Origin of the sequence: uncultured Fibrella sp. (assembly GCF_964250085.1) — a bacterium.
In the GTDB taxonomy this organism is placed as follows: Bacteria; Bacteroidota; Bacteroidia; order Cytophagales; family Spirosomataceae; genus Fibrella.
Genome location: NZ_CAXUEC010000009.1, coordinates 90,646 through 112,649, shown reverse-complemented (window position 1 = coordinate 112,649; position 22,004 = coordinate 90,646). Strand labels below are relative to the sequence as shown.

At 52.3% G+C, this 22,004-nt stretch carries 18 protein-coding genes; 10 read left to right on the top strand and 8 right to left on the bottom strand.

Translation table 11 applies throughout. The features are described 5' to 3' along the window. Nucleotides 1-43 precede the first annotated feature (43 nt). A complete protein-coding gene (purU, locus tag ACFE8Q_RS23500) occupies nt 44-904 on the bottom strand; it encodes a formyltetrahydrofolate deformylase (protein ID WP_375447883.1) in 861 nt (286 codons plus the stop codon). 180 nt (nt 905-1,084) lie between these two features. On the opposite strand from purU, the gene ACFE8Q_RS23495 reads away from it, so the two are divergent. Together ACFE8Q_RS23495 and ACFE8Q_RS23490 are read left to right on the top strand one after the other, a co-directional pair. Next, nucleotides 1,085-2,902, top strand: a complete 1,818-nt coding sequence (locus tag ACFE8Q_RS23495) for a glycosyltransferase (RefSeq protein ID WP_375447882.1) — start codon at nt 1,085-1,087, stop codon at nt 2,900-2,902. Nucleotides 2,903-3,088: 186 nt separating this feature from the next. Then, nucleotides 3,089-4,393 carry a DUF2851 family protein gene (locus ACFE8Q_RS23490; RefSeq protein ID WP_375447881.1) on the top strand — a complete coding sequence of 435 codons (1,305 nt, stop codon included), beginning with the start codon at nt 3,089-3,091 and terminating at the stop codon, nt 4,391-4,393. An 88-nt stretch (nt 4,394-4,481) separates the two neighbouring features. Here ACFE8Q_RS23490 and gldE read toward each other — a convergent pair whose 3' ends face one another. The 3 genes from gldE to mutY form a co-directional block, all read right to left on the bottom strand. After that, the gene (gene gldE / locus ACFE8Q_RS23485; protein ID WP_375447880.1) at nt 4,482-5,819 is read right to left on the bottom strand and encodes a gliding motility-associated protein GldE; all 1,338 of its coding nucleotides are present in this window, start codon (nt 5,817-5,819) and stop codon (nt 4,482-4,484) included. A gap of 110 nt (nt 5,820-5,929) precedes the next feature. Continuing rightward, entirely contained in the window at nt 5,930-6,445 is a 516-nt protein-coding gene (locus ACFE8Q_RS23480; RefSeq protein ID WP_375447879.1) for a single-stranded DNA-binding protein, read from the bottom strand. Nucleotides 6,446-6,514: 69 nt separating this feature from the next. Beyond that, nucleotides 6,515-7,684, bottom strand: a complete 1,170-nt coding sequence (gene mutY / locus ACFE8Q_RS23475) for an A/G-specific adenine glycosylase (RefSeq protein WP_375447878.1) — start codon at nt 7,682-7,684, stop codon at nt 6,515-6,517. An 85-nt stretch (nt 7,685-7,769) separates the two neighbouring features. Here mutY and ACFE8Q_RS23470 point away from each other — a divergent pair, with 85 nt between their 5' ends. The 5 genes from ACFE8Q_RS23470 to malQ all read left to right on the top strand — a co-directional run bounded on the left by ACFE8Q_RS23470 (nt 7,770) and on the right by malQ (nt 13,250). After that, the gene (locus ACFE8Q_RS23470) at nt 7,770-8,072 is read left to right on the top strand and encodes an HU family DNA-binding protein (RefSeq protein ID WP_085412611.1); all 303 of its coding nucleotides are present in this window, start codon (nt 7,770-7,772) and stop codon (nt 8,070-8,072) included. Nucleotides 8,073-8,153: 81 nt separating this feature from the next. Beyond that, a complete protein-coding gene (locus ACFE8Q_RS23465; protein WP_375447877.1) occupies nt 8,154-9,020 on the top strand; it encodes a tetratricopeptide repeat protein in 867 nt (288 codons plus the stop codon). 355 nt (nt 9,021-9,375) lie between these two features. Beyond that, on the top strand, nt 9,376-10,977 hold the full coding sequence (locus ACFE8Q_RS23460; protein WP_375447876.1) for a ribonuclease E/G: 1,602 nt from the start codon (nt 9,376-9,378) through the stop codon (nt 10,975-10,977). Between the two features lie 338 nt (nt 10,978-11,315). After that, nucleotides 11,316-11,639, top strand: coding sequence for a DUF3467 domain-containing protein (locus ACFE8Q_RS23455; protein ID WP_375447875.1), 324 nt, complete (start codon nt 11,316-11,318; stop codon nt 11,637-11,639). Nucleotides 11,640-11,741: 102 nt separating this feature from the next. After that, complete coding sequence (gene malQ, locus ACFE8Q_RS23450) at nt 11,742-13,250, top strand: 4-alpha-glucanotransferase (protein ID WP_375447874.1); 1,509 nt, start codon at nt 11,742-11,744, stop codon at nt 13,248-13,250. A gap of 73 nt (nt 13,251-13,323) precedes the next feature. On the opposite strand, the gene ACFE8Q_RS23445 is transcribed toward malQ, so the two are convergent. Continuing rightward, nucleotides 13,324-14,136 carry an alpha/beta hydrolase gene (locus ACFE8Q_RS23445; protein ID WP_375447873.1) on the bottom strand — a complete coding sequence of 271 codons (813 nt, stop codon included), beginning with the start codon at nt 14,134-14,136 and terminating at the stop codon, nt 13,324-13,326. Then, entirely contained in the window at nt 14,136-15,239 is a 1,104-nt protein-coding gene (locus tag ACFE8Q_RS23440) for an alcohol dehydrogenase catalytic domain-containing protein (protein ID WP_375447872.1), read from the bottom strand. Before ACFE8Q_RS23440 ends, ACFE8Q_RS23445 begins: the two co-directional genes overlap by 1 nt. Nucleotides 15,240-15,462: 223 nt before the next feature. On the opposite strand from ACFE8Q_RS23440, the gene ACFE8Q_RS23435 reads away from it, so the two are divergent. After that, nucleotides 15,463-16,584 carry a Gfo/Idh/MocA family protein gene (locus tag ACFE8Q_RS23435; RefSeq protein ID WP_375447871.1) on the top strand — a complete coding sequence of 374 codons (1,122 nt, stop codon included), beginning with the start codon at nt 15,463-15,465 and terminating at the stop codon, nt 16,582-16,584. Between the two features lie 104 nt (nt 16,585-16,688). On the opposite strand, the gene ACFE8Q_RS23430 is transcribed toward ACFE8Q_RS23435, so the two are convergent. Next, complete coding sequence (locus tag ACFE8Q_RS23430) at nt 16,689-17,126, bottom strand: DUF1569 domain-containing protein (protein WP_375447870.1); 438 nt, start codon at nt 17,124-17,126, stop codon at nt 16,689-16,691. Nucleotides 17,127-17,218: 92 nt separating this feature from the next. After that, on the bottom strand, nt 17,219-18,178 hold the full coding sequence (locus ACFE8Q_RS23425; RefSeq protein WP_375447869.1) for a fasciclin domain-containing protein: 960 nt from the start codon (nt 18,176-18,178) through the stop codon (nt 17,219-17,221). Nucleotides 18,179-18,451: 273 nt separating this feature from the next. Here ACFE8Q_RS23425 and ACFE8Q_RS23420 point away from each other — a divergent pair, with 273 nt between their 5' ends. Beyond that, the gene (locus ACFE8Q_RS23420) at nt 18,452-19,189 is read left to right on the top strand and encodes an isoprenyl transferase (RefSeq protein WP_375447868.1); all 738 of its coding nucleotides are present in this window, start codon (nt 18,452-18,454) and stop codon (nt 19,187-19,189) included. A gap of 97 nt (nt 19,190-19,286) precedes the next feature. Then, complete coding sequence (bamA, locus tag ACFE8Q_RS23415) at nt 19,287-21,863, top strand: outer membrane protein assembly factor BamA (protein ID WP_375447867.1); 2,577 nt, start codon at nt 19,287-19,289, stop codon at nt 21,861-21,863. Nucleotides 21,864-22,004: the final 141 nt, after the last annotated feature.

Genomic DNA, 22,004 nt, shown 5'->3' with positions numbered 1-22,004 from the left:
CTGCTGACCAGCAGCGCAACAGAGGACGGAAGACAGAAGACTTTTAAAGAATAATCGTCCGGTTCTGGTGAATGAAAACCCGGTCGTTGAAGACGAGTTTCAGGGCTTGAGACAGCACAATCTTCTCCACGTCACGGCCCATCGTGGCCATATCGGATGCCGTGTGTCGGTGATCGACTTCCTGCGTGTTCTGCGCAATGATTGGTCCTTCGTCAAGGTCGTTGTTGACGAAATGGGCCGTGGCACCAATGATCTTCACCCCGCGCTCGTAGGCTTGCCGGTAGGGGCTGGCCCCAATGAAAGCGGGCAGAAATGAATGGTGAATGTTGACAATCCGGTTGTTGTAGTGGCCTACGAAATCAGGCGTCAGCACGCGCATATATTTGGCCAGCACCAGGTAATCGGGCTGGTAGATAGCCAGGGTACGCAGTACCGATTCTTCATGCTCTTCCCGCGTTTTGTTCTCGTGCGAAATGTAGTGAAATGGAATGCCGAATTTGCTGACCAGCGGTTGCAGGGTTGCGTAATTGCTCACAACAGCCAGAATATCAGCGTCCAACTCATCAAAGCCGTACCGGATCAGCAGCTCGCCGAGGCAGTGGTGTTCTTTTGTGACAAACACTACGATGTTCTTCTTTGCCTTTGGGTTTAACCGCAGTGTAACGTCTGGCGGAAGCACTGTACGCAACTCGTCGAGAATCGTCTGCCCATCAGGTACGTTGCCTGCATTCCCGGCTGGTTGCGGACCTGCTTCGAATTCGGTCCGCATAAAAAAACGGCCATCCGGGCTAACGTATTCATCATTCCGAATAATATTGAGCCCATGATGAAACAGGATGCTGGTGACGTGGTAGATAAGACCCGGCCCATCGGGGCCGTCCATTAGCAAGATATGTCTAGTCATGTTTTAATTGACCTTAACGGCCTAAAAGAATACGTTAACTGTCAATTAAATACGCCAGCCAACGGCGGTAAGTTAGCCTGTTTAGAGTAAAACTTACAGGCGGGGCCATTTTCATACCCATAAACTGCTTACTTAGCAGTGATTTTAGTGTTCAACAAAACCACCCAATTATAACCCGCCGTGGAACGATTAGGCTCAACCACAAAACGCAAGCTCCTGCTTGAAATCGCCTGGGAGGTCTGTAACCAGGTTGGCGGCATATACACCGTCATTCGGTCGAAGGTGCCGGCGATGGTCGAAAAGTGGGACGATAACTACGTCTTGCTGGGGCCTTATTTCGCACAGAAAGCTGCCGCTGAATATGAACCGATCACCGAGCCCGACGAAACGGAGATTGGGCAGACTGTCCGAAAAATGCGACAGATGGGCTACGAGGTGGAGTATGGCTACTGGTTAGTTACAGGCCGACCACGCGTGGTGATGTTCAATTTCCAGAGCATGATGGGTAACCTCAATGCCCTGAAAGCCGGCCTCTGGGAACGCTACCAACTGCCCACGCTTGGCGTTGAAGAACTGGTTGATCAGACGCTGGCCTTCGGCGAGATGGTTCGGGTGTTTATCAAACTCCTGGCCGATGATCATTCCCGTCGTATTGATCTGGCGGCCCATTTTCACGAATGGATGGCCGCGTCGGGTTTACCTGATCTTCGCCGCGAGAACGTCCGTGTAGCCACTACCTTTACTACCCACGCTACCATGCTGGGGCGGTATCTTGCCCAGAACGAAGAAGGCTTTTATGCCCGGCTAAGTACCTTCAACTGGCAGAAAGAAGCCCGTCATTACGGCATTGAGGCGCAGGCAACTGTTGAACGGCTGGCGGCGTTGCAGAGCCACGTCTTCACCACGGTTAGCGATGTGACAGCCCGGGAATGTGAGGTTTTTCTGGGGCGTAACCCCGATCTTGTGTTACCCAATGGCCTGAACGTGACGCGCTTTGCCGCCGCACACGAGTTTCAGAACCTCCACGTAAAGTTTAAGGAGCGCATCCATGAATTTGTGATGGGCCATTTCTTCCAGAATTATTCGTTTGATCTGGATAAGACGCTGTATTTCTTCACGTCGGGCCGGTTCGAGTTCACCAATAAAGGCTATGACCTCACGCTGGAAGCCCTCGCCCGACTGAACTGGCGCATGCGCGAAGCCAACATGGATACCACCGTAGTCATGTTTATGGTAACCAAACAGCCCTACCGGTCTATCAACCCTGAGGTGTTGCACACCCGCGCGCTGCTTGATGAGATTCGTGAAACAAGCCAGGCGATTGAAAAACAGGTTGGCGAGCGGTTGTTTTTAGCGTCAGCTTCGGGCAAAAGCACGAATTTACCCGATCTGAACACCTTTGTCGATGAGTACTGGCGGCTCCGGCTCCGGCGTACGATCCAGAGCTGGAAGACCAAGCAGTTGCCACGCTTCGTTACGCACGATCTCTTGCAGGAAGACGACATGACCCGCTTTATCCGGCAGGCCAACCTGGTGAATAACGAATATGACCGGGTTAAGATCGTGTATCACCCCGATTTTATCGCCTCGACAAACCCATTGTTTGGGCTCGACTACAGTCAGTTTGTGCGCGGTTGCCACCTGGGCGTTTTCCCGAGCTACTATGAACCGTGGGGCTACACGCCGCTGGAATGTGTAGTGCGGGGAATTCCAACCGTGACGAGCGATCAGTCGGGCTTTGGTGATTTCATCATGCAGATCATGCGCGACTACGAAAACCGGGGTATCTACGTGGTGAACCGACGTACCCAGAACTTTGACGAAGCCGCCGACCAACTCGCCGATATCCTGTTCCGCTTCGTTCGCATGAGCATGCGCGACCGGATACAGCAGCGAAACCGGGTCGAAAGCATTTCCGATGTGTTCGACTGGACAAACCTTCGATCTTACTACGACACTGCCCACGACCTGTCGCTAAAACGCTGGAAGCCAGCTTGACAAATCAAATGTAATTATGTGAAACTGACTTAGACTTTACCCCAGCCCTCCCCTTTAGAGGGTTGGGGGTAAACCGAGGTCTGTTCCACGTAATCATTTCCTAGCAATCAGGCACCCTTATTAGCACCTGATTGCATTGCTTATACTCGACGTAACCTCTTAATTGCCAATGTTATATGTTGAGTTATGTTGCCCGCTTTATCCCCTGTTCAAGAAGAGTTCCTGTATTTTATCTGGCAGTTTCAGTACGCCTCCACTGCAACGCTGACCACTACGGATGGTGAGGTGATCGAGGTGCACCACCCTGGTTTCCGAAATCATAACGCCGGGCCCGATTTTCTGAACGCCAGACTTCGTATTGGAGGTGTGGAATGGGTAGGTACGGTGGAAGCGCACGTTAAAACCTCCGACTGGCTGCTGCATCGACATCAGGGCGATCGCGCTTATGATAACGTGATCCTGCACATTGTCTGGCAACACGACAGGCCCGTTCCCCGCCCCGACGGAACGTACCTGCCCACGCTCGAACTGGCTCCGATTACGCCAGGTACGTTGCTGACGAAGTACCAAGCCTTAACGCAAGGGACCGACGCTATTCCCTGCGCCGGTCAGTTTAGGATGGTGAAGCCTCTTCGGCAAACCGCCATGCTCGATACGGCACTGATGCAACGCCTCGAGCGCAAAGCTGATCATGTAAAATTCGTTTATGATCATAGCGGGCAGGATTGGGAAGAAACCGCCTATCGGCTGCTGGCAACGTACCTGGGAGCCAAAGTCAACGCTGAGCCGATGGAGCAATTGGCCCGCGTATTGCCGGTACGGCTACTGCACAAGCACCGAAACAGCCTGATCCAGCTTGAAGCACTGCTGTTTGGCATAGCGGGGCTCATCCCGATAGAGGCTGATACGAATGATGATTACACGGTGGTGCTTCGGCGCGAGTATCAGTTTCTGGCGGCAAAATACGGCCTTGCAGACAAGCAGTTGCCCGTTCATATCTGGAAGTGGGGGAAGCTTCGCCCCGCCGGTTTTCCAACCATGCGACTGGCCCAACTGGCGCGGCTGGTTCAGGAACATGGCAGTTTATTTTCAGTGCTTATTGGCAGCAGCGACACCCCAACACTGTTGAAAGCACTACAGGTTATGCCATCGGCCTACTGGCAAACCCATTACCGCTTCGGAAAAGCCGCCAATAAAGTCTCTTCATCGCTGGGCGAAGCCGCCGCCGAAGGGCTGCTGGTCAACACCGCCGCGCCACTTCTGGCTACCTACGCCAAACACAAGGATGCACCTGACCTGCTCGATCGGGCTATTGCCATTCTGGAACAACTCCCGCCTGAAGATAATCGCATCACCCGCCTCTGGGACGAGATCGGTCTGCACGTTCGCACCGCTTTCGACTCGCAGGCCGCCATCGAACTCTATAACGAGTTCTGCACGCCCAAACGCTGCCTGAACTGTCAGATTGGTATGGCGTTGGTGAGGGAATAAACATGTAATGGACAATGAATGATGAATAATGGCTCTACTGGGTACGTTCCAGAGCGAAATCATTAGCCATTCGTTGTCCATTACATGTTCACTTCTCCGTCAAATCCTGTTGGGTGACACGTACCTCGCTGATGCGCTTATCGTCGGCGGCGAGGACGTGGAAATTGAAGTCGTCGAAGGTGATTTCTTCGCCGGTTTTGGGTAGTCGGCTGAAGAGTTCGAGCAGCAGACCACCGAGCGATTCGCTGTCACCCCGGACTTCATCAAAGGCGGTGGGGTCAACATCGAGCACGCGGCAGACATCAGTGAGCGGGGTACGTCCCTCAAAAATAACGGTCTGCTCGTCAATGCGCCGGTAGCTGGTGGGCGTTTCTTCGTCGAATTCGTCGTTGATGTCGCCGAATATTTCTTCAATAATATCTTCCAGTGTCACCAGGCCGCGTGTGCCACCATATTCATCAACCACAATGGCCATGTGAACGCGTTTTCGCTGGAAATCCTGAAGCAGATCGTCTACTTTTTTGGTTTCGGGAATAAAGAAGACGGGCCGGAGCAACGATGTCCAGTTAAATGAATCATCGCTAGCGAGGTGTGGCAACAGGTCTTTCAGGTAAAGTACACCTTCGATCTGATCGATGGTTTCTTTGTAGATAGGCACTCGCGAGTAGCCCGCATCGTTGAGCTGTTCCAGCAAAGCGGGGAAGGGTAAATCATCGGGGAAAGCAGTGATATCCATCCTTGCCCGCATTACCTGCCGGGCGGTGAGGTTACTGAAGTTAACAATGCCTTTCAGTAATTCTTTTTCTTCTTCGCTCGACGACGTACCTGTAAGTTCAACAGCTTCGCTGAGTTCTTCGGCCGACAGTTTGTAGCCCCGCCGGTGAATGCGCTTGTCGACCTGGTTACTCATCGATACCAGCAGGCTGGAAATGGGGGTGAAGATGAGCATTGCTGATCGGGCTACCCACAGCGTGCGGTTGGCGACGGCCAGAGCATACTGAGCCGCGTATATTTTGGGCACCATTTCCCCAAAAACCACGATCACGAGTGTGGTGGCCAGCGTAATGGCGGCCAGCAGCCAGCCAGAGCCGTGCGAAACACCCGTGACGATCCAGGTCACGTAGGTGACGATGAGGACAATGGCGATGTTGAGCAGGTTGTTCAGGATAACGAGCGAGGCCAGCAGACGTCGGGGACGTTCCAGCATGGCGGCGATGCGCTGATAGGCCGGGGCTTCGCTATCGCGGCACTGCGCCCGATCTTGTGGAGTAAGGGTAAAGAAAGCGGCTTCGGCTGCTGAAGCGAGCGCGGCCAGAAACAGCAACAGCAAGACTACGGCAACATAGGGGCCGTAAAAACTAAGATAGGTGCTCCAGTTGTTGCCAACCGGAAGCACCTGTGTGGAAGACGGGTCGCCTGGATCCATAGGGTGAATATAGTTTCGGGACTGTTGGTTGTAATTGCTTGGCTAAGCTACCAAAAGAACAGATTAGACAAGCAATTGCAACCAGCAAACCCGAAACCTCAAACTAATTTTTAGAAGGGCAGATCATCATCGCCGCTATTGTCAAATGCAGCCGGAGCTGGCGCGGCTTTGGGTGCTGCCTGCCGGGCTGGTGCAGCCTGCGGCGCAGCAGCCTGTGCCTGCGGACGGGGAGCAGGTGCCGGAGCGGCCTGCTGCTGACGGGGAGCCGCCTCGAACTGGCCGCCATCTTCGGGGCGATTGCCACCAATGAACTGGAAAGTCTGGGCACGAACGCCTAACGAGAACCGCTCTTTACCTTCCTTGTCTGTATACGTTTCGGTACGCAAACGACCTTCTACATACAACTGATTGCCTTTTTTGAGGTACTTTTCAATCGTTTTGGCTTGCTCATTCCAGAATTCCACCCGAAACCACTCTGTCTGTTCAACCTTTTCGTTGTTACGGTTGGTATATGTCTCGTTGGTAGCCAGACTTACGCGGGCCACCACACTGCCGCCATCGAAATACTTCACTTCGGGGTCGTTGCCGACATTACCAATCAGGATGACTTTATTCAAACTTGCCATGTTATGCTATTCGTTAAAACTGGTTTAAGACGGGGGTTATATGTATTAAAGATACTGAATCTTACAGACTTATCCAAACTGTTTTTCAACATATGAAGCGATCAAAACGGGCTTCGGCAACTGCTTTACCTGCGCCATCGAATACCAGTTCACACCATCGGGCAGGGGCGTAGTGTTCGCTTCCGGCAAACTGATTTCGTGGAAAACAGCCCGTATTCGCTGGTGCGACAGTAGCTGCTGTTCACTAACAGGCGGGCCAACCAAAACGCCCTGCACAACCAATTCGTTCAACTCCTCAGGTACGTCGATTGAACGCCAGCCCGAGGTTGGTTCATCGGTTTCAACTCCGTAGAATTCGAACAGATTTTGCCACACATCCCGGCCGGTACGTTCGCGCAAAGCGAGTTTCAGGGCCTCTCCTTTGCCCTTTCGGAGGACGAAGTAGGTCAGAAAGCGGTCCCGTACAGGCGCTTTTTTCTTTTTAACAGGCAAAAGTTGTTGTCGTCCGGTGAGGTAAGCACGGCATTGTTGCTGGAGCGGGCAGAACAAACAATCGGGCGCAACGGGGGTACATTGAATGGCCCCGAACTCCATGATCGACTGGTTGTAGGTGGCCGGATCGATGGCATAGGTCATCAGTCGTTTAGCCAGGGCGGCGAAGGTCTTTTTAGCCTGTGTTGTGGTGATGTCTTCCTCAATACCAAATACCCGGGCCAACACTCGATATACGTTTCCATCAACCACCGGAACACGCTCGCCAAAGGCAAAAGAAGCCACTGCCGCCGCCGTATATGTGCCGATTCCTTTCAGGGCCAGTAAACCGTCATATGTAGTCGGAAACTGCCCATTGAGCGCGCTAGCGATGAATTTGGCCGTCTGGTGCAAATTGCGGGCGCGGGAATAATAGCCTAGTCCCTGCCAGAGTCGGAGCAGGTCACGTTCGTCGGCGTTGGCCAGTTCGGGCAGGGTTGGGTACGTCTCGGTGAAGCGCAGATAGTAGGGGAGCCCCTGCGCCACGCGGGTTTGTTGGAGGATCACTTCCGAGAGCCAGATTTGGTAAGGATCGGTCGTATTTCGCCAGGGTAAATCACGGCGATGCCGGGCGTACCAGGCTTCGAGCGTAGGGGCAAAGCCGACGACCTCAGGGTCACTGGTTTTTGCGTTGTAGTCTGATTGCCAGTTCAAAATAAAGAAGGAGATTTCACCGTTGAATGGGAATAAAGAAGCGAGGGGTTTCATTATCAATCGAAAAGCCTTACCTTTGTACTCCTTTTTCAGTGCCAGAAAATCAACATACAAGTAATCGCTAAAGTTTAGTAAAGTCGTGACGAAAGCAGACGTAATCGCTGAGATTTCCGATAAAACCGGAATCGAAAAAGCAGATGTAACGCATACCCTGGAGACATTCTTCTCGGTGATCAAGAATTCACTAGCCGAAGGTGAGAATATTTACGTTCGTGGGTTTGGTAGCTTCATCAATAAGAAGCGTGCGAAGAAAGTGGCCCGTAACATTTCCAAGAATACGGCCATGGTAATCGACGAGCATTTTATTCCCAGCTTCAAGCCGGCTAAAATCTTCGTTGAGCAAGTAAAAACAAGCGACAAAGCCAAAGTATCGGCTGAGTAGGCACATCGAAACAGCCCTGCGCTTTGCCATTCAGGCCAATCGCAGGGCTGTTTCTAAACATGGCTCGACCCGCCTTTGGGCATGAAAGCATCAACCGTACTTGTAATTGCATCGACCCTTGTACTTAGTGCAGGGCTTTATAGCCTCCCCAGGGTAGTTGTTCAGAATGGGGCAAAACAGTTGGGTAGTGCGCAGGGTGGTAGGTCTTCCGACACACCTGTTGCCGACTCGCTGAAGGTAGTGGCTAACACGGGTGCGGAAGCGGAGGCTGACGTTCAGCATAACGAGCCACTCACGCCTGATCAGCAAAAAGCGGCAGAAGGGTTGTGGAAACGCTATGCTGTTGCCCAGCCAGCCGCTCGAAAAACTGTGGCTGAGCAATTAATTACGTTCTATCGCTCGGTGAGCCGGTTCGACAGTGCCGCTTATTATGCGGGTGAGATCGCTAAGATTGAGCCAACACAACAGGCTAACCTGCGGGCGGGCGATCAGTATTTTGAGGCCTATGGGTTTGCCATTGCCGAGCAGAAAGCAGCGTATCTGGGTGAGCAAACCCGGGCTTATTACCAAAAAGCCCTGGCGCAGAACCCAAACCTGTTGGCCGCAAAAGCGAATATGGCGATGACGTATGTCAACACCCAAACGCCGATGAATGGGATTATGCTGTTGCGCGAAGTGCTTGAGCAGGACCCCACCAACGAATTAGCCCTGTTTAATCTGGGTATGTTGTCGATGCGGTCGGGACAATACAGCAAAGCGATCGACCGGTTCCGGCAGATTTTAGTCAATGATCCTGCCAACCGCAAGGCGCAGTTCTATCTGGGCGTGAGCCTGGTGGAAGCCAATCAGTTAGCCGAAGCCAAAAAAGTACTGGCTGAGGTGAAAGCCAATGAAAAAGACCCGCAGATTCAGGCGGCGATAAAAGAGTTGGAAGAGCGAATGAAGTAGAGTTTTCTGTTTTCGGTAAACTCAAAAAATAGGGTCTGCCGGGTGGCAGGTCGTCAGTTAGTTTAACACATCAAAAAAACCTTACACTATGCCTTGCGGTAAAAAACGGAAGCGGCACAAGATTGCCACCCATAAGCGGAAAAAACGGCTCAGAAAGAATCGGCACAAGAAAAAGTAGTTTGAAGTTTGTTGTTCAAGGTATGTTGCGGTCCGCCGCTGCGGTTGCTTCGCTTACTGGCAGCGCAACTACAAAGCCGAAACGACAAACGATGAACTTATTTAGAGGAAGCCCCGCCGTTTTTGCGTGCGTGGCTTCTTTGTTTTATATATGCCATTCTAACCGTGCCATCAGCTTGTGAGCAACGAAATTGTAATCAGCTCCACTCAAAAAGGGGATCGGATCGCTCTGTTGCAGGATAAACGCCTGCTTGAGTACCACCTCGATGAGTCGGAAAGCAGCTTTACGGTTGGCGATCTCTATTTAGGTACTGTTAAGAAGTTGTCATCGGGCTTAAACGCGGCATTTGTCGACGTGGGCCACGAGAAAGACGGATTCCTGCATTATCAGGACCTCGGTCAACACATCAACTCCCTAAACAAGTTAACTAAAGATGTAATTGCCAAGCGTGTCACCACAGGTCGCCTGTCGGGTTTCGAACTGGAACCGGATATCGACAAGATCGGAAAGATCGATAAAGTGCTGACTAAAGGGCAGTCTATTCTGGTGCAGGTGGTGAAAGAACCCATCTCAACCAAAGGGCCGCGCCTCTCGTGTGATATTTCTATTGCGGGCCGTTATCTAGTGCTCGTCCCCTTTTCAAACGGGGTCAATCTGTCTAAAAAAATTACGGATCGTGGCGAACGCAACCGCCTGATCCGCCTGATGTCGTCGATCAAGCCTCAGAACTTCGGGGTCATTGTCAGAACCGTTGCGCAGGGAAAAGAAGTCGAAGAACTCGACCGCGACCTACAGGATTCGATCGACAAGTGGGACCGCGCCATGCAGACCCTGCGTGACGCCAAACCACGGGATCGGGTATTGAGCGAAATGAATCGGGCCTCATCGATTCTGCGCGATATGCTCAACGAATCGTTTGATAGCATCACGGTGGATACGCCGGAGAGCTACGACGAGATTCGCCGCTTTATTCATACGATTGCTCCCGAGAAGGAGAAAATCGTGAAGTTGCACAGCGGCAAAACAAAGATGTTTGAAGCCCTGGGGCTGGAAAAACAGATCAAGTCCCTGTTTGGGCGGTCGGTGAGTTTACCCGGCGGCGGCTACCTGATTATCGAGCATACCGAGGCGTTGCACGTCATTGACGTAAACAGCGGTAACAAGTCGAATTCGGAAGAAGACCAGGAAGCAACGGCCATCAGCGTGAACCGCGAGGCGGCCCGCGAAATTGCCCGTCAGCTACGTCTGCGGGATATGGGCGGCATTATTGTCATCGACTTCATCGACATGAAGAAGGCCGACAACAAGAAGCTGATCTTCGACATTATGCGGGAGGAAATGAAAACCGAACGCTCGAAGTACACCATTCTGCCCCTGACCAAGTTTGGTCTGATGCAGATTACCCGGCAGCGGGTACGTCCCGAAATGAACATTGTGACGCGGGAAGTGTGCCCCACCTGCAACGGAACGGGCAGTATTCAGGCGAGCGTACTCATTACCGACGTTATTGAGGGTAATCTAGAATACATTCTCACGAAGCAGAACGAACGGGGTATTCAGGTGGTGCTGCATCCATTTCTGCACGCCTATTTTACCAAAGGCATCATGTCGAAACAGCGTCAGTGGTTTTTTAAATACAAGACCTGGGTAAACTTGGTAAAAGACAGCTCGCTGGGTATTACCGAGTTCCGGTTCCTGAACAAACACGGCGACGAGATTGAACTGACGTCGGCAACCCTGCCATCGTCGGCAGTAACGGCAACGCCGGTCGAAGCCTGAAGCGTTGCCATTAGGTAATTGGGCAATTTATTACTGGTAGACGCGCCGGATTCGCTTAGTGCCTCTGTACCAGTGTGTAGATAGTGAAAAGGTCCGGGGCAGCAGTGCCGGGCCTTTTTGCCTTTCACTCAAAGCTGGGTGGTTCCGCTTGGCGGTCTCTTAACTATTTTCTAGTTTTGTAAACAAGTTCGTGAAAACGGCTTGTGCGGCTTGACTTACAGAACACCCGTTCGCGTGTGTTTGTAAATAGCTTCAACTTTCCCCACTTGTAAAGGAAGACCCTGGTGCCTCTGGTATCAGGGTTATTTTATTGTCGGACATATAGGCTACTTTTGGATATGGAACAGCAAAATTTTAATAACGACGGCTCCATCGACGTCGAACTGAGTGAGGAGATTGCCGAAGGAATCTATGCCAATCTGGCTATGATTGCCCATTCGAACAGCGAGTTTATCGTGGACTTTATTCGCCTGATGCCCGGTGTGCCCAAAGCCAAGGTGAAATCGCGTATTATTTTGACGCCCGAACACGCCAAGCGCCTGTTACAGGCGCTGAAAGAGAACATCCGTAAGTACGAAGAGAATTTTGGGTCGATCAACCAGCCCGACGACACATTTCGGTTTCCGAGCGGTGGTTTCGGCGGACCCGTGGGCGAAGCCTGACAAACATTACTGAGGCGGTGGGGTTGAGATGACGTACGTATTGTTGGCAGAATGGTTTCGGCCGGATTCTGCCAACGATTGCTAACTCAATGTCTCTCTCCTATGTTGCAACTTCGTTCGAGCGGCCTGCTGCTCCATATCACCTCGCTCTCTTCAGCGCATGGCGTGGGTGATCTGGGGCCAGCCGCTTATCAGTTCGCCGATTTTCTGGCCCGTTCCGGTCAGACATACTGGCAAATTCTACCACTTACCCCCCTCGATCCGGGCGCGGGTTTTTCTCCCTATAGTAGTCCGTCTGCTTTTGCCGGTAATACGCTGCTGATCAGCTTCGACCGTTTGGCCGAGCAAGGGCTGTTGCCTGCCAGTGAGGTAGCGGTACTGGCCACTGAATGGCAGGCCGCTGATGCATCGATGTCTACGGCCTGGGTGAAAAAGCAGCCCTTGCTGCGAAAAGCCGCCGAGACATTCATTGAGCAGGGACTTACTGTCGAAGGCCTTGGTTTTGATACGTTCTGCTACCGGCAATCTGAATGGCTGGATGATTACGCCCTGTTTGTGGCCCTCCAGCAAGACCTCAACATTCCAACCTGGACTAACTGGCCCGAGGCACTTGTTCGCCGGGATGTGGCTGAACTGGCTACCCAGACCGAACGGCTGGCGCACGAAATACGGATAGTGAAGGTGTTGCAATACCTGTTCTATCAGCAGTGGAGCGACCTGATCACGTACTGTTATAACCGGAAGATTCACCTGATCGGTGATATTCCCATCTATGTTCAGCAGAACAGTGCCGACGTGTGGGCCAACAAAGCGTTGTTTAAACTCGATGAAAGCGGGATGCCCAGGTACGTTGCCGGGTCGCCGCCCGATTACTTTTCGGCCGATGGGCAGCGCTGGGGTAACCCGATCTACGACTGGGCCGAACACGAGCGAACAGGATTTGCCTGGTGGATTCGGCGCATGCGACACCAGATGTCTCTTTATGGCCTGACGCGCCTCGACCATTTTCTGGGTTTCGATATGTACTGGGAAATTCCGTCTACCGAACCGACCGCCAAAGTGGGAACGTGGGTAAAGGCACCAACCGAAGCGTTTATTCATGCGATGTACCGCCAATTTGTGCAATTGCCGTTGATTGCTGAAGATTTGGGTGCCCGTTCGGCCGAGATTCAGCCGCTTTTAACGCATTATGCGCTACCTGGTATGCGCGTTATTCAGTTTGGTTTCGGCGATGACCTGCCAACGTCGTCACACATTCCGCATAACCATACGATGAATAATGTGGTATACACAGGCACGCATGATAATAACACCTCACTTGGCTGGTATCGGTTAAGCGACGAAGACGTACGGGCGCGCCTGGACGAATATGTAGGTATACCCGTTACGGAAGAAAATGTGGTGACAATAATGACACGCATGGCGATGCAATCGGTAGCGCGGCTGGCTATTCTACCTGTTCAGGATATACTGTCGCTCAACGAAGAACACCGCATGAATACGCCCGGCTCGGGTGGTCATAGCTGGCAGTGGCGACTGCAGCCCGGCCAGTTGACCGATGAAGTCAGCGATGCCCTATTAGCCCTTACCAAGATGACAGGCCGGGCGTAATTGGCTTCATCTATTGCTACCGTTCTGTTGCGCGTGGCACATGAGCGCAACAGAACGGTAACAACAAAATCCCTTACACCTTATCAAAAAAAAGCAGCGCATCGGTGAGGTGCTGTTGCCAGTAGGGCCAGGAATGAGCACCCGGATGCTCGACGTACGTGTGGGCGATGCCAGCTTCGGTCAATTCCCGGTGTAAGGTTCGGTTGTGCTCGATCAGAAGATCGTCGGTGCCACAGTTGAACTGAATGGCGGGTAACCGATCCCGATTGCGCTGCATGACGGCCAGCACTGATTCATCGTCGGCGTTGGCCTGAGTATAGTTGCTGGGGTGCTCTTCAACAAAAAGAGGAAGTTGATCAGCGTGCGTGATCGACGAAAGACCATAGGCCGCCCGAAACCGGTCTGGGTACGTTGCTGCCAGCCGTAGCGCACCAAATCCACCCATAGACAGCCCGGCAATGAATAGACCTGACTGAACGTTGAGCGTTGAACCGGGAGGGAGGGCTGCTGCTGCGGCGCTGGGTACGTCGTCCACAATCCAGCGATCAAAGTGGCGTCCATTATGGGGTAAGTAGCCGCTGCCATCGCCCCAAAGCCCATCAGAAGGCATGGCCAGAATCATTGGACGCAATTTACCGTTGCGAATCAGTTTGTCGGCTGTTCGATGCGCGCCTCCTTTAAGCGACCAGGCCCAATGGCTGCCGTAAACGCCGTGGAGCAGGATAACAAGCGGTAACGGTTCAGTGCCAATCAGGTCGGCATCGGGAATCCAGACGGTGATATCGCCCCGGCCAGCCAGATTTGGTGTTTTAACGGTGATCTGGCGTAGCCCATCACGCTCGTAGGCTGGATCAGAGATCTCGATAGTTCGTAAGGTCGTTTCCATCAGAAAACAAGTACACCTTTCGCGTTTCGGCCGTTCAGCATATCGTCAAAAGCGTCGCCAAGCTGGTGCAGCGAATACGTGCGGGTGACCAGTTCGTCGAGAATCAGGTCACCTTTCTGGTACAGGTTCAGCAGAATGGGAAAATCAATTTCGGGGCGGCACTGGCCATAAAGGGGGTTAATGTATATTTTGTCCCACTCGAAGAGGTTCATGTCGAAGCTTATTGTCTGCTCGATGCCGCTTACCTGGCAGGCCAGTCCGGCGTTACGAACCATCGCCAACGGTACGGCGCCCAGTTCGGGAATAGCCGTACACTCGAACGCATAGTCGGCTCCCCGTCCACCCGTCAGTTGCTTTACCTGGCCAACAGCCTGTAAAAGGCCCTGATCGGCGCGGTCGGCCAGAATGGTGTGTGTAGCCCCGTAGCGAACCGCCATTTCTAGCCGGTTCGGGTTGACGTCAACGGCGATAATCATACCGGCCCCGGCAATGCGCGCGCCCTGAATCACATTTAGGCCAACGCCGCCGGTGCCTACCACCACCACCGACCGGCCCGGTTTCACTTTAGCGGCATTTATCACCGAACCAACACCGGTCATGACGCCGCAGCCTACGATAGCGGCTGACGTGAACGGGATAGGTACGTTCGTTTTTACCACGGCCGCTTCCCGAACTACGGTCAATCCCGACATGGTGCCGAGGCTGAAGGATCGCTCGATGGGTTGGCCTTTATACGTCGTACGCTCCATTGCGGCATGCCCACCACTGGCCTTATTACCCGACGTTACCGGCGAATTAACTTCACAGATATGCTGATTTCCTTCCAAGCATTGAAAGCAGTGACCGCAGGGGATGGCCCAGTTTAGAATCACACTGTCGCCGGGCTGCACCTTGCGAACAGCCGACCCAACCTGACGAACTATACCCGCTCCTTCATGGCCCATCACAATGGGTTTACCCCAGGACAGGGAATCGTAGTCGGTATGGCAGATGCCAGCGGCTTTCAGCTCTACCAGCACTTCGTCGGCCTGAGGCTCGTGAACGTCAATAAAATCAATCTCAAACTGTCCGTTGCCTGTGGCAATAGCCGCTTCTACCTGCATTGTTGCTTGTTAGGAATGATGAGTTAACCTTGTTCAAGGTTCAATGGCTAAAGTCCACTGTTTAGTGGCCAAATATACACGTCGGAGCAACGTACCTGATGCTAAGAGTAAGTTGTCGTAGTTTACCATTTCGCAAACAAAAAAGCGGATTAGCTTGGCTTTAAGCGGGTAAAGGCTTTGTTTGCGGGGCTTTTTAGTACCTAAACCTTCTCGTTGCTTTACTATGACACACTTAAGTAACCAGTCACGCCGCCGTTTTTTGATGAATGCAGGTGCTTCGGCCCTCGCCATTCCTACACTGACCGACGTGTTTGGCAAACCCATCCAGTCAGCTCAACCCGGCCGTAAGCTGGGCATTGCCCTGGTTGGGTTAGGCAGCTACAGCCGGAATCAACTGGCGCCGGCTCTCCAGCAAACAACCAACTGCCGACTGGCCGGTATTGTGACGGGCACACCCGCCAAAGCTGAAGAGTGGATGAAAAAATACGATATTCCTAAAGCGAACGTTTATGACTACAAAACTTTCGACCGGATTATCGACAACAAGGATATTGACGTGGTGTATGTGGTGTTGCCCAACTCGATGCACCGTGAGTTTGTGGTGCGGGCAGCGCAGGCGGGGAAACACGTTATTTGCGAAAAACCGATGGCGATTACAGCCGCTGATTGTCAGGCGATGATCGACGCGTGCAGGAAAGCAGATCGACAACTGGCCATTGGATACCGCCTTCACTACGAGCCATTTACGAAAGAAGTAATGCGGCTTGGTCAGCAGAAAGTATTTGGTCCCGTACGGTTTGTTGAAGCCAGCGATGCGTTTAAGATCGGTGATCCCACGCAGTGGCGGTTGAAGAAATCGATGGCGGGTGGGGGTGCCCTAATGGATGTTGGTATCTACGCCATTCAGGGAGCCAGGTACGTTACCGGTGAAGAGCCTGTTTCGGTAACGGCCCAGTTTTCGCCAAAGACCGACCCACAAAAGTTTAAAGATGTGGAAGAGACGTTGTTCTGGCAGTTTCAGTTTCCGAGCGGTGCCGTTTCCAACTCCACAACCAGCTACACGGCGGGTGTCGAGCGGTTGTATGCCTCCTGCCAGGACGGTTGGTTTGAGTTATCGCCCGCTTTTGGCTACGGCCCGTTGAAGGGCCGAACCAGTAAAGGCCCCATCGACATGCCGGTGGTCAATCATCAGGCCGCTCATATGGATGGTGTTTGCAAAGACCTGCTCGACGGTAAAAAGTTACCGGACCACGTTACGGGCGAAGAAGGTCTGCGCGATGTGAAGCTGTTGCAGGCGATCTACCGCGCCGCCGAAACCGGTCGGAAGATAGACTTGAAGGGGTAAATAGCGGGTAGAGAGGGCTTTCTCATAAAAAGTTTCAGCCCCAAAATTGCTGACGCGTGGCAAGTTTTATGAGAAAGCCTTGGTGTGTAGTGCGGGGAAGAAAGTTAAACACCAAACTGGCGGAGGTGATGATCGAGGTGAATCTGGGTAAGCTTCATGGCCTCTGCTTTGCTCATGGCACCGAAAACGGGATGAGTAATCGGCTGGCTTTCAGGTACGTTGTTCAGGCGGTGAAGGGCGGCCAGTAGGTTAGCGTGGTCTTTTTTGAAGTCGCTGGGCTGCGTCATCAATGGTCCGTTGGGGTCTAGTTCGGGCGCGGTCATCAGGTTTCTGGGCATTCGCATGGGTACGTTCAGGAACATCCATTTTGCCAGTTTGCGGAAGAGTGCGTTACTGAACTTGTTCGCTGGTTTTTCGCCAAGTACAATCTGTACCTGGTCGGTGCAGTGCGTGAGCATTTGACCAACGCTCATCTGCCCCCAAAGCCGTTGACTATCGGAGCTAAGCGTGTTTATGCGATCTGAAAGGGTTGCTATATTCATAAGTCATTACAGTGAAAAGGGTGCGACTAATTTACCGAATAGGTAGTTAGCCGCACCCTTTTCACTATAATGATTGGTAAGACTGGTACTTTTTACGGTTGTAATACCTGGTCGATGATATGAATCGTAGCATTTTTACTGGCTACATCAGCCTCTTTAATTGTCGCTGGGGTAGCGTTGCTGTTCCCCTTCACGGTTGGCCCCGATGAGGGGAGCGCGATCGTGAGTTTGTTATTGGCTGCCGTGCTAAATGTGGTGACTTGCCCGGCCTGTAACTGACTGGAAAAAATTCGCCCCGGCACAACATGGTAGCTCAGCAAATTAGCCAGTGTGGTTGCTGAAGCGGCGTTGATGTCGGCTAATGTCCGGTAACCGGCTGCTACAAAAGCAGCATCAGTGGGCGCAAAGAAGGTACTGTTTTTGTAAGCTGCGTTGGGCGTGGTTCCGTTCAGAATGGCCACCAGATCAGGGCGCATAACCGAAATCCGGGTGATGGCGGCGGCCAACAAACCAAGATCAGCGCGGGCTTTCAGGGTTGTGAGGCCGTCGCTCGATGGCGGTAGGAGCAAGCTGCCAATGGTATGAACTACGCCATTGGCCACCACTTGATCAGCCTTGGTGATTTTGCCACCGTTCACGAAAAAACCGGTCGAACTATTGGTGAGATACAGGACCGATGTATTTGATGCCTCGACGGGCAGATTGCTGGCCGCTGCCAATTCCGGCGTTTTCGTGGTCACAATGCCGTTTACCAGGTGATAACGCAGCAGATTTCGCAGGGCGTCGGCCGATAAGGCTTGTAATGATTCAGGTGTAGTGTACCCTTTAGCCTTGAACGCATCATCGGTGGGCGCAAAAATCGTCAGGTTAGTTGCTTTCAGGGCATCGTTCAAACCCGCCTGCTGAATCGCGGCTTTCAACAGGGAAAAAGAAGCCGTTTCGGTGAGTACATCGCTGACGGTCTTGGGCTGCGCGTCGATAGGGTCGGCGGTTTTTTGGCAGCCGGTAATCAGCGTGAGCAGGACGAGAAGAGGGAGTATGAAGCGTTTCATTGAACGGAGTAGAGGTCTGAGGAAAACCGGGCAACCAGCAGCCCGGTCCTTTGATCGGTTTCTGCTTGCCTCTTAACGCTGAAGCGAAGGACAAATGGTATGCCATTTTGTTGGCAACGGCAAAGATAGGCGTTAACGGGCTTTGAAATGGCCTTTCTACTGGTTAAGTAGATTTTGAAACGGGTGATGGGTTGCGTACCTTCGCAGTCCGATAAACAGGGGTGGTAACTAACCTTGTCTATCCTTAAAAGTTGTTAAAAACCAATTGGTTGAATGAAAGACCACATTGACCCTGGCAATCTCCCGCAGCACATCGCCGTTATCATGGACGGGAACGGACGATGGGCTAAGCAACAGGGAGCCGCCCGGGTATTCGGGCACCGAAGCGCTATTAAAGCCGTTCGGGAGGTAACTGAAGGCTGTGCCGAGTTAGGTATTAAATACCTGACCCTCTACGCCTTTTCGACCGAAAACTGGAACCGCCCTAAATTTGAAGTCGACGCGTTGATGACGCTCCTGGTACATACGATCAGAGGGGAGATTAAAACCCTGATGAATAACAACGTACGCCTGTCGACGATTGGCCATACCGAAAGCCTGCCAGCCGACTGTCAGCGCGAACTACACGAAGCCATGCGCGCTACGGAGGGTAACACTGGTCTGACGCTCATTCTGGCGTTGAGCTATAGTGGGCGCTGGGAGATACTGGAAGCCGTTCGCAACCTTACGGCTGATATTCAACGGGGGCGATTCCAACCAAGCGACATTGATGAGGGTCTATTCAACAGCTATCTGAACACAGGCGGTATTCCTGATCCCGAACTGATGATCCGTACCAGTGGTGAAATGCGGATCAGTAATTTCATGCTGTGGCAGTTGGCTTATTCCGAGTTTTATATGCCCGATGTGCTTTGGCCCGATTTCCGCAAACCACACCTTTGGGAGGCTATTCTGACCTACCAGAAACGTGAGCGCCGCTTTGGCAAAACCAGCGAGCAAGTGGTGAAATAAAAGGGTCCAACGTAGAAGGTTCAATGTCTAGAGCTTGTCGCTTCGGGAATTGAACACGTAGGCAGTAGACCCTTACACATTAAACTTATTTTCCTCCGTGAAACAATTTCTCTTTGCCAGCCTGCTTATTACAGTCCTGTCGGCCAACACCGAGGTCTGGGCGCAGGTACGTGTTGGCTACGGAGCGCCACAGGCCGCCGCACCGGCACCGCCTACCAACGCGCTCGTTGACTACGCCAACCCGAAAGAATACATTATTGCCGGACTGACCTTAACCGGCACCCGTTTTCTGGACCCTAACTCCCTGTTGTCATTGACAGGTTTGAAAAAAGGGGATAAAATTCGGCTACCGGGCGAAGCCCAGGGCGGCGCTATCCGTAAGCTGATGGACTCGGGGCTGCTTTTCGACGTGGTTATGAACGCAAGTAAAGTAGAGGGATCCAACATCTGGTTGCAGTTTAAAGTCAACGAACGTCCCCGTCTGTTTCAGATCACCTACACCGGTATTCGTAAAGGCGAATCGGAGTCGCTGAAAGAGAAGGTGAAGTTGACGCGTGGTAAGATCATTACCAACACCGACATCAAGAATGCACAACTGGCCGTACGCCGGTACTATATTGAGAAAGGCTACCTGAACACAAAAGTGAAGGTGACCACCATTCCCGACAGTACCCGCAACAACGCCACCATGCGGATTCAGATCGCTAAAGGCGAGAAGGTAAAAATCGACAATATCGAGTTTGCCGGACGGGAAGAAGTAGCCGAAAGCGCGTTGCGGAGCAAAATGAAGAGCACCAAACAGATGCGTTTCGGTCGGGTGTTTTCTCCGTCAAAATTCATTCCCAAAAAGTTTGACGAAGACAAAGGAAAACTCGTCGAGTACTACAACAAGTTGGGTTACCGCGATGCCGTTGTTGAGAAAGACAGCGTCATCAATAGCGGTGGAGCAACCGTTGGGCTGAAAATAAACCTGGCAGAAGGAAAGAAGTATTATTACCGGAATGTGAATTTTGAAGGTAACTACCTGTACCCCAGTGACCGGCTGCGCGAAGTGCTGAATATTCGGAAGGGTGACGTGTATAATCCTGAAGAGCTGGAGAAGAAAATGGGAGGTAATCCCGGTCAGGACCTAAGCTCGGTTTACATGGATGATGGCTATTTGTATTACCGGGCCGAACCTGTAGAACGGGCCGTAGTAGGCGATAGCATCGACCTTGACATTCGGATTTTTGAAGGCAAACAAGCTACAATCAACCGCATTATCCTGAACGGAAATACCAAGACGTCTGACCACGTGGTGATGCGGCAGATCCGTACTCTGCCCGGTCAGAAATTCTCGAAGACAGCCATCATACGTACCCAGCGCGAACTATCGACGCTCGGTTATTTCGACCCGGAGAAAATTGGGATCAACCCTATTCCACAACCCGACGGGACAGTGGATATTGAATACAACGTGGAAGAAAAACCGAACGACCAGATCGAGCTATCGGGTGGTTGGGGCGGTTTCATTGGCTTCGTAGGTACGTTGGGTCTGACTTTCAATAACTTCTCGGCCCGTAACATTACCAACCTGAGCGCATGGCGGCCATTACCCGCCGGTGACGGGCAGCGATTGTCGCTTCGTTTCCAGGCAAATGGTCGGCAGTACCAGACGTACTCAGCTACGTTTACAGAGCCCTGGCTGGGTGGTCGCAAGCCTAATGCGCTATCAGTAAGCCTGAGCCACACCGTGTATCGGCAGTTCGGCCTCGATTTTTACTCGTCGGCTGGCAGTAGCGCGGTGCCGATTGGTGCCTATACCAATACGGCCATTACGCTGGGCCTTGGTCGGCAGTTGAAAGTGCCGGATGACTATTTCTCGCTGAGTAATTCGATCACGTATCAGCGTTATGACCTGAACAATATCGCCATCTTCGGTAACGGGTATAACAATGGTATCTCGAACAACTTTACGTTCAACACCACCCTGTCGCGCAATAGTATTGATAATCCGCAGTTCCCGCGGTTAGGGTCGTCGTTCACCTTAAGCGGCTCATTTACACCGCCTTACTCAGTATTTCGCTCGAAAGATTACCAGGTCGATCAGTCGAACCCCTACAAATGGGTAGAATACCACAAGTGGATGTTTGATGCGAGCTGGTTCCAGACGGCGGTGGGTAAGTTCGTGCTGAACGCCCGCGCTCACATGGGTTTCCTGGGGAGCTATAACTCACGTACGCCGATCGGGCCATTCGAACGGTTTGTGCTGGGTGGTTCTGGTTTAGCAGGTCAGGGCCAGTTTGCGCTGGCGCAGGATATCATCGGTCTGCGGGGTTACCCCGACCGTCGGGTTATTACGCTCGACAACAACCGGGTGCCAACCGGTAATGAGACCAGTCAGGGTGGGGTTGTGTACAGTAAGTACGTAGCCGAGCTGCGTTACCCGGTATCGTTGAATCCGTCGGCTACGATTTTCGTGCTTGGCTTCGTTGAAGCGGGTAATAACTGGGCTAGCTACAAACAGTACAATCCTTTTGATCTGCGGCGTTCGGCAGGTGCTGGTGCCCGTATCTTCATGCCTGCCTTTGGTCTGATCGGTATCGATTACGGCTGGGGCTTCGACACCGTTCCCGGTGTGCAGCAGGCAGGTACCGGCCAGTTCCACTTCACCATCGGTCAACAGTTCAGGTAGAAACAGTGATCAATTATCAATGAATAAGTATCAATGGTATCAGTTGTCAATCTGACCTAAAGCGAAGCTGATACTTGTTCATTGATAATTGATCATTGAATTAAACGTTCTCTTCATAAATACATCTAACCAGTAGGCAGC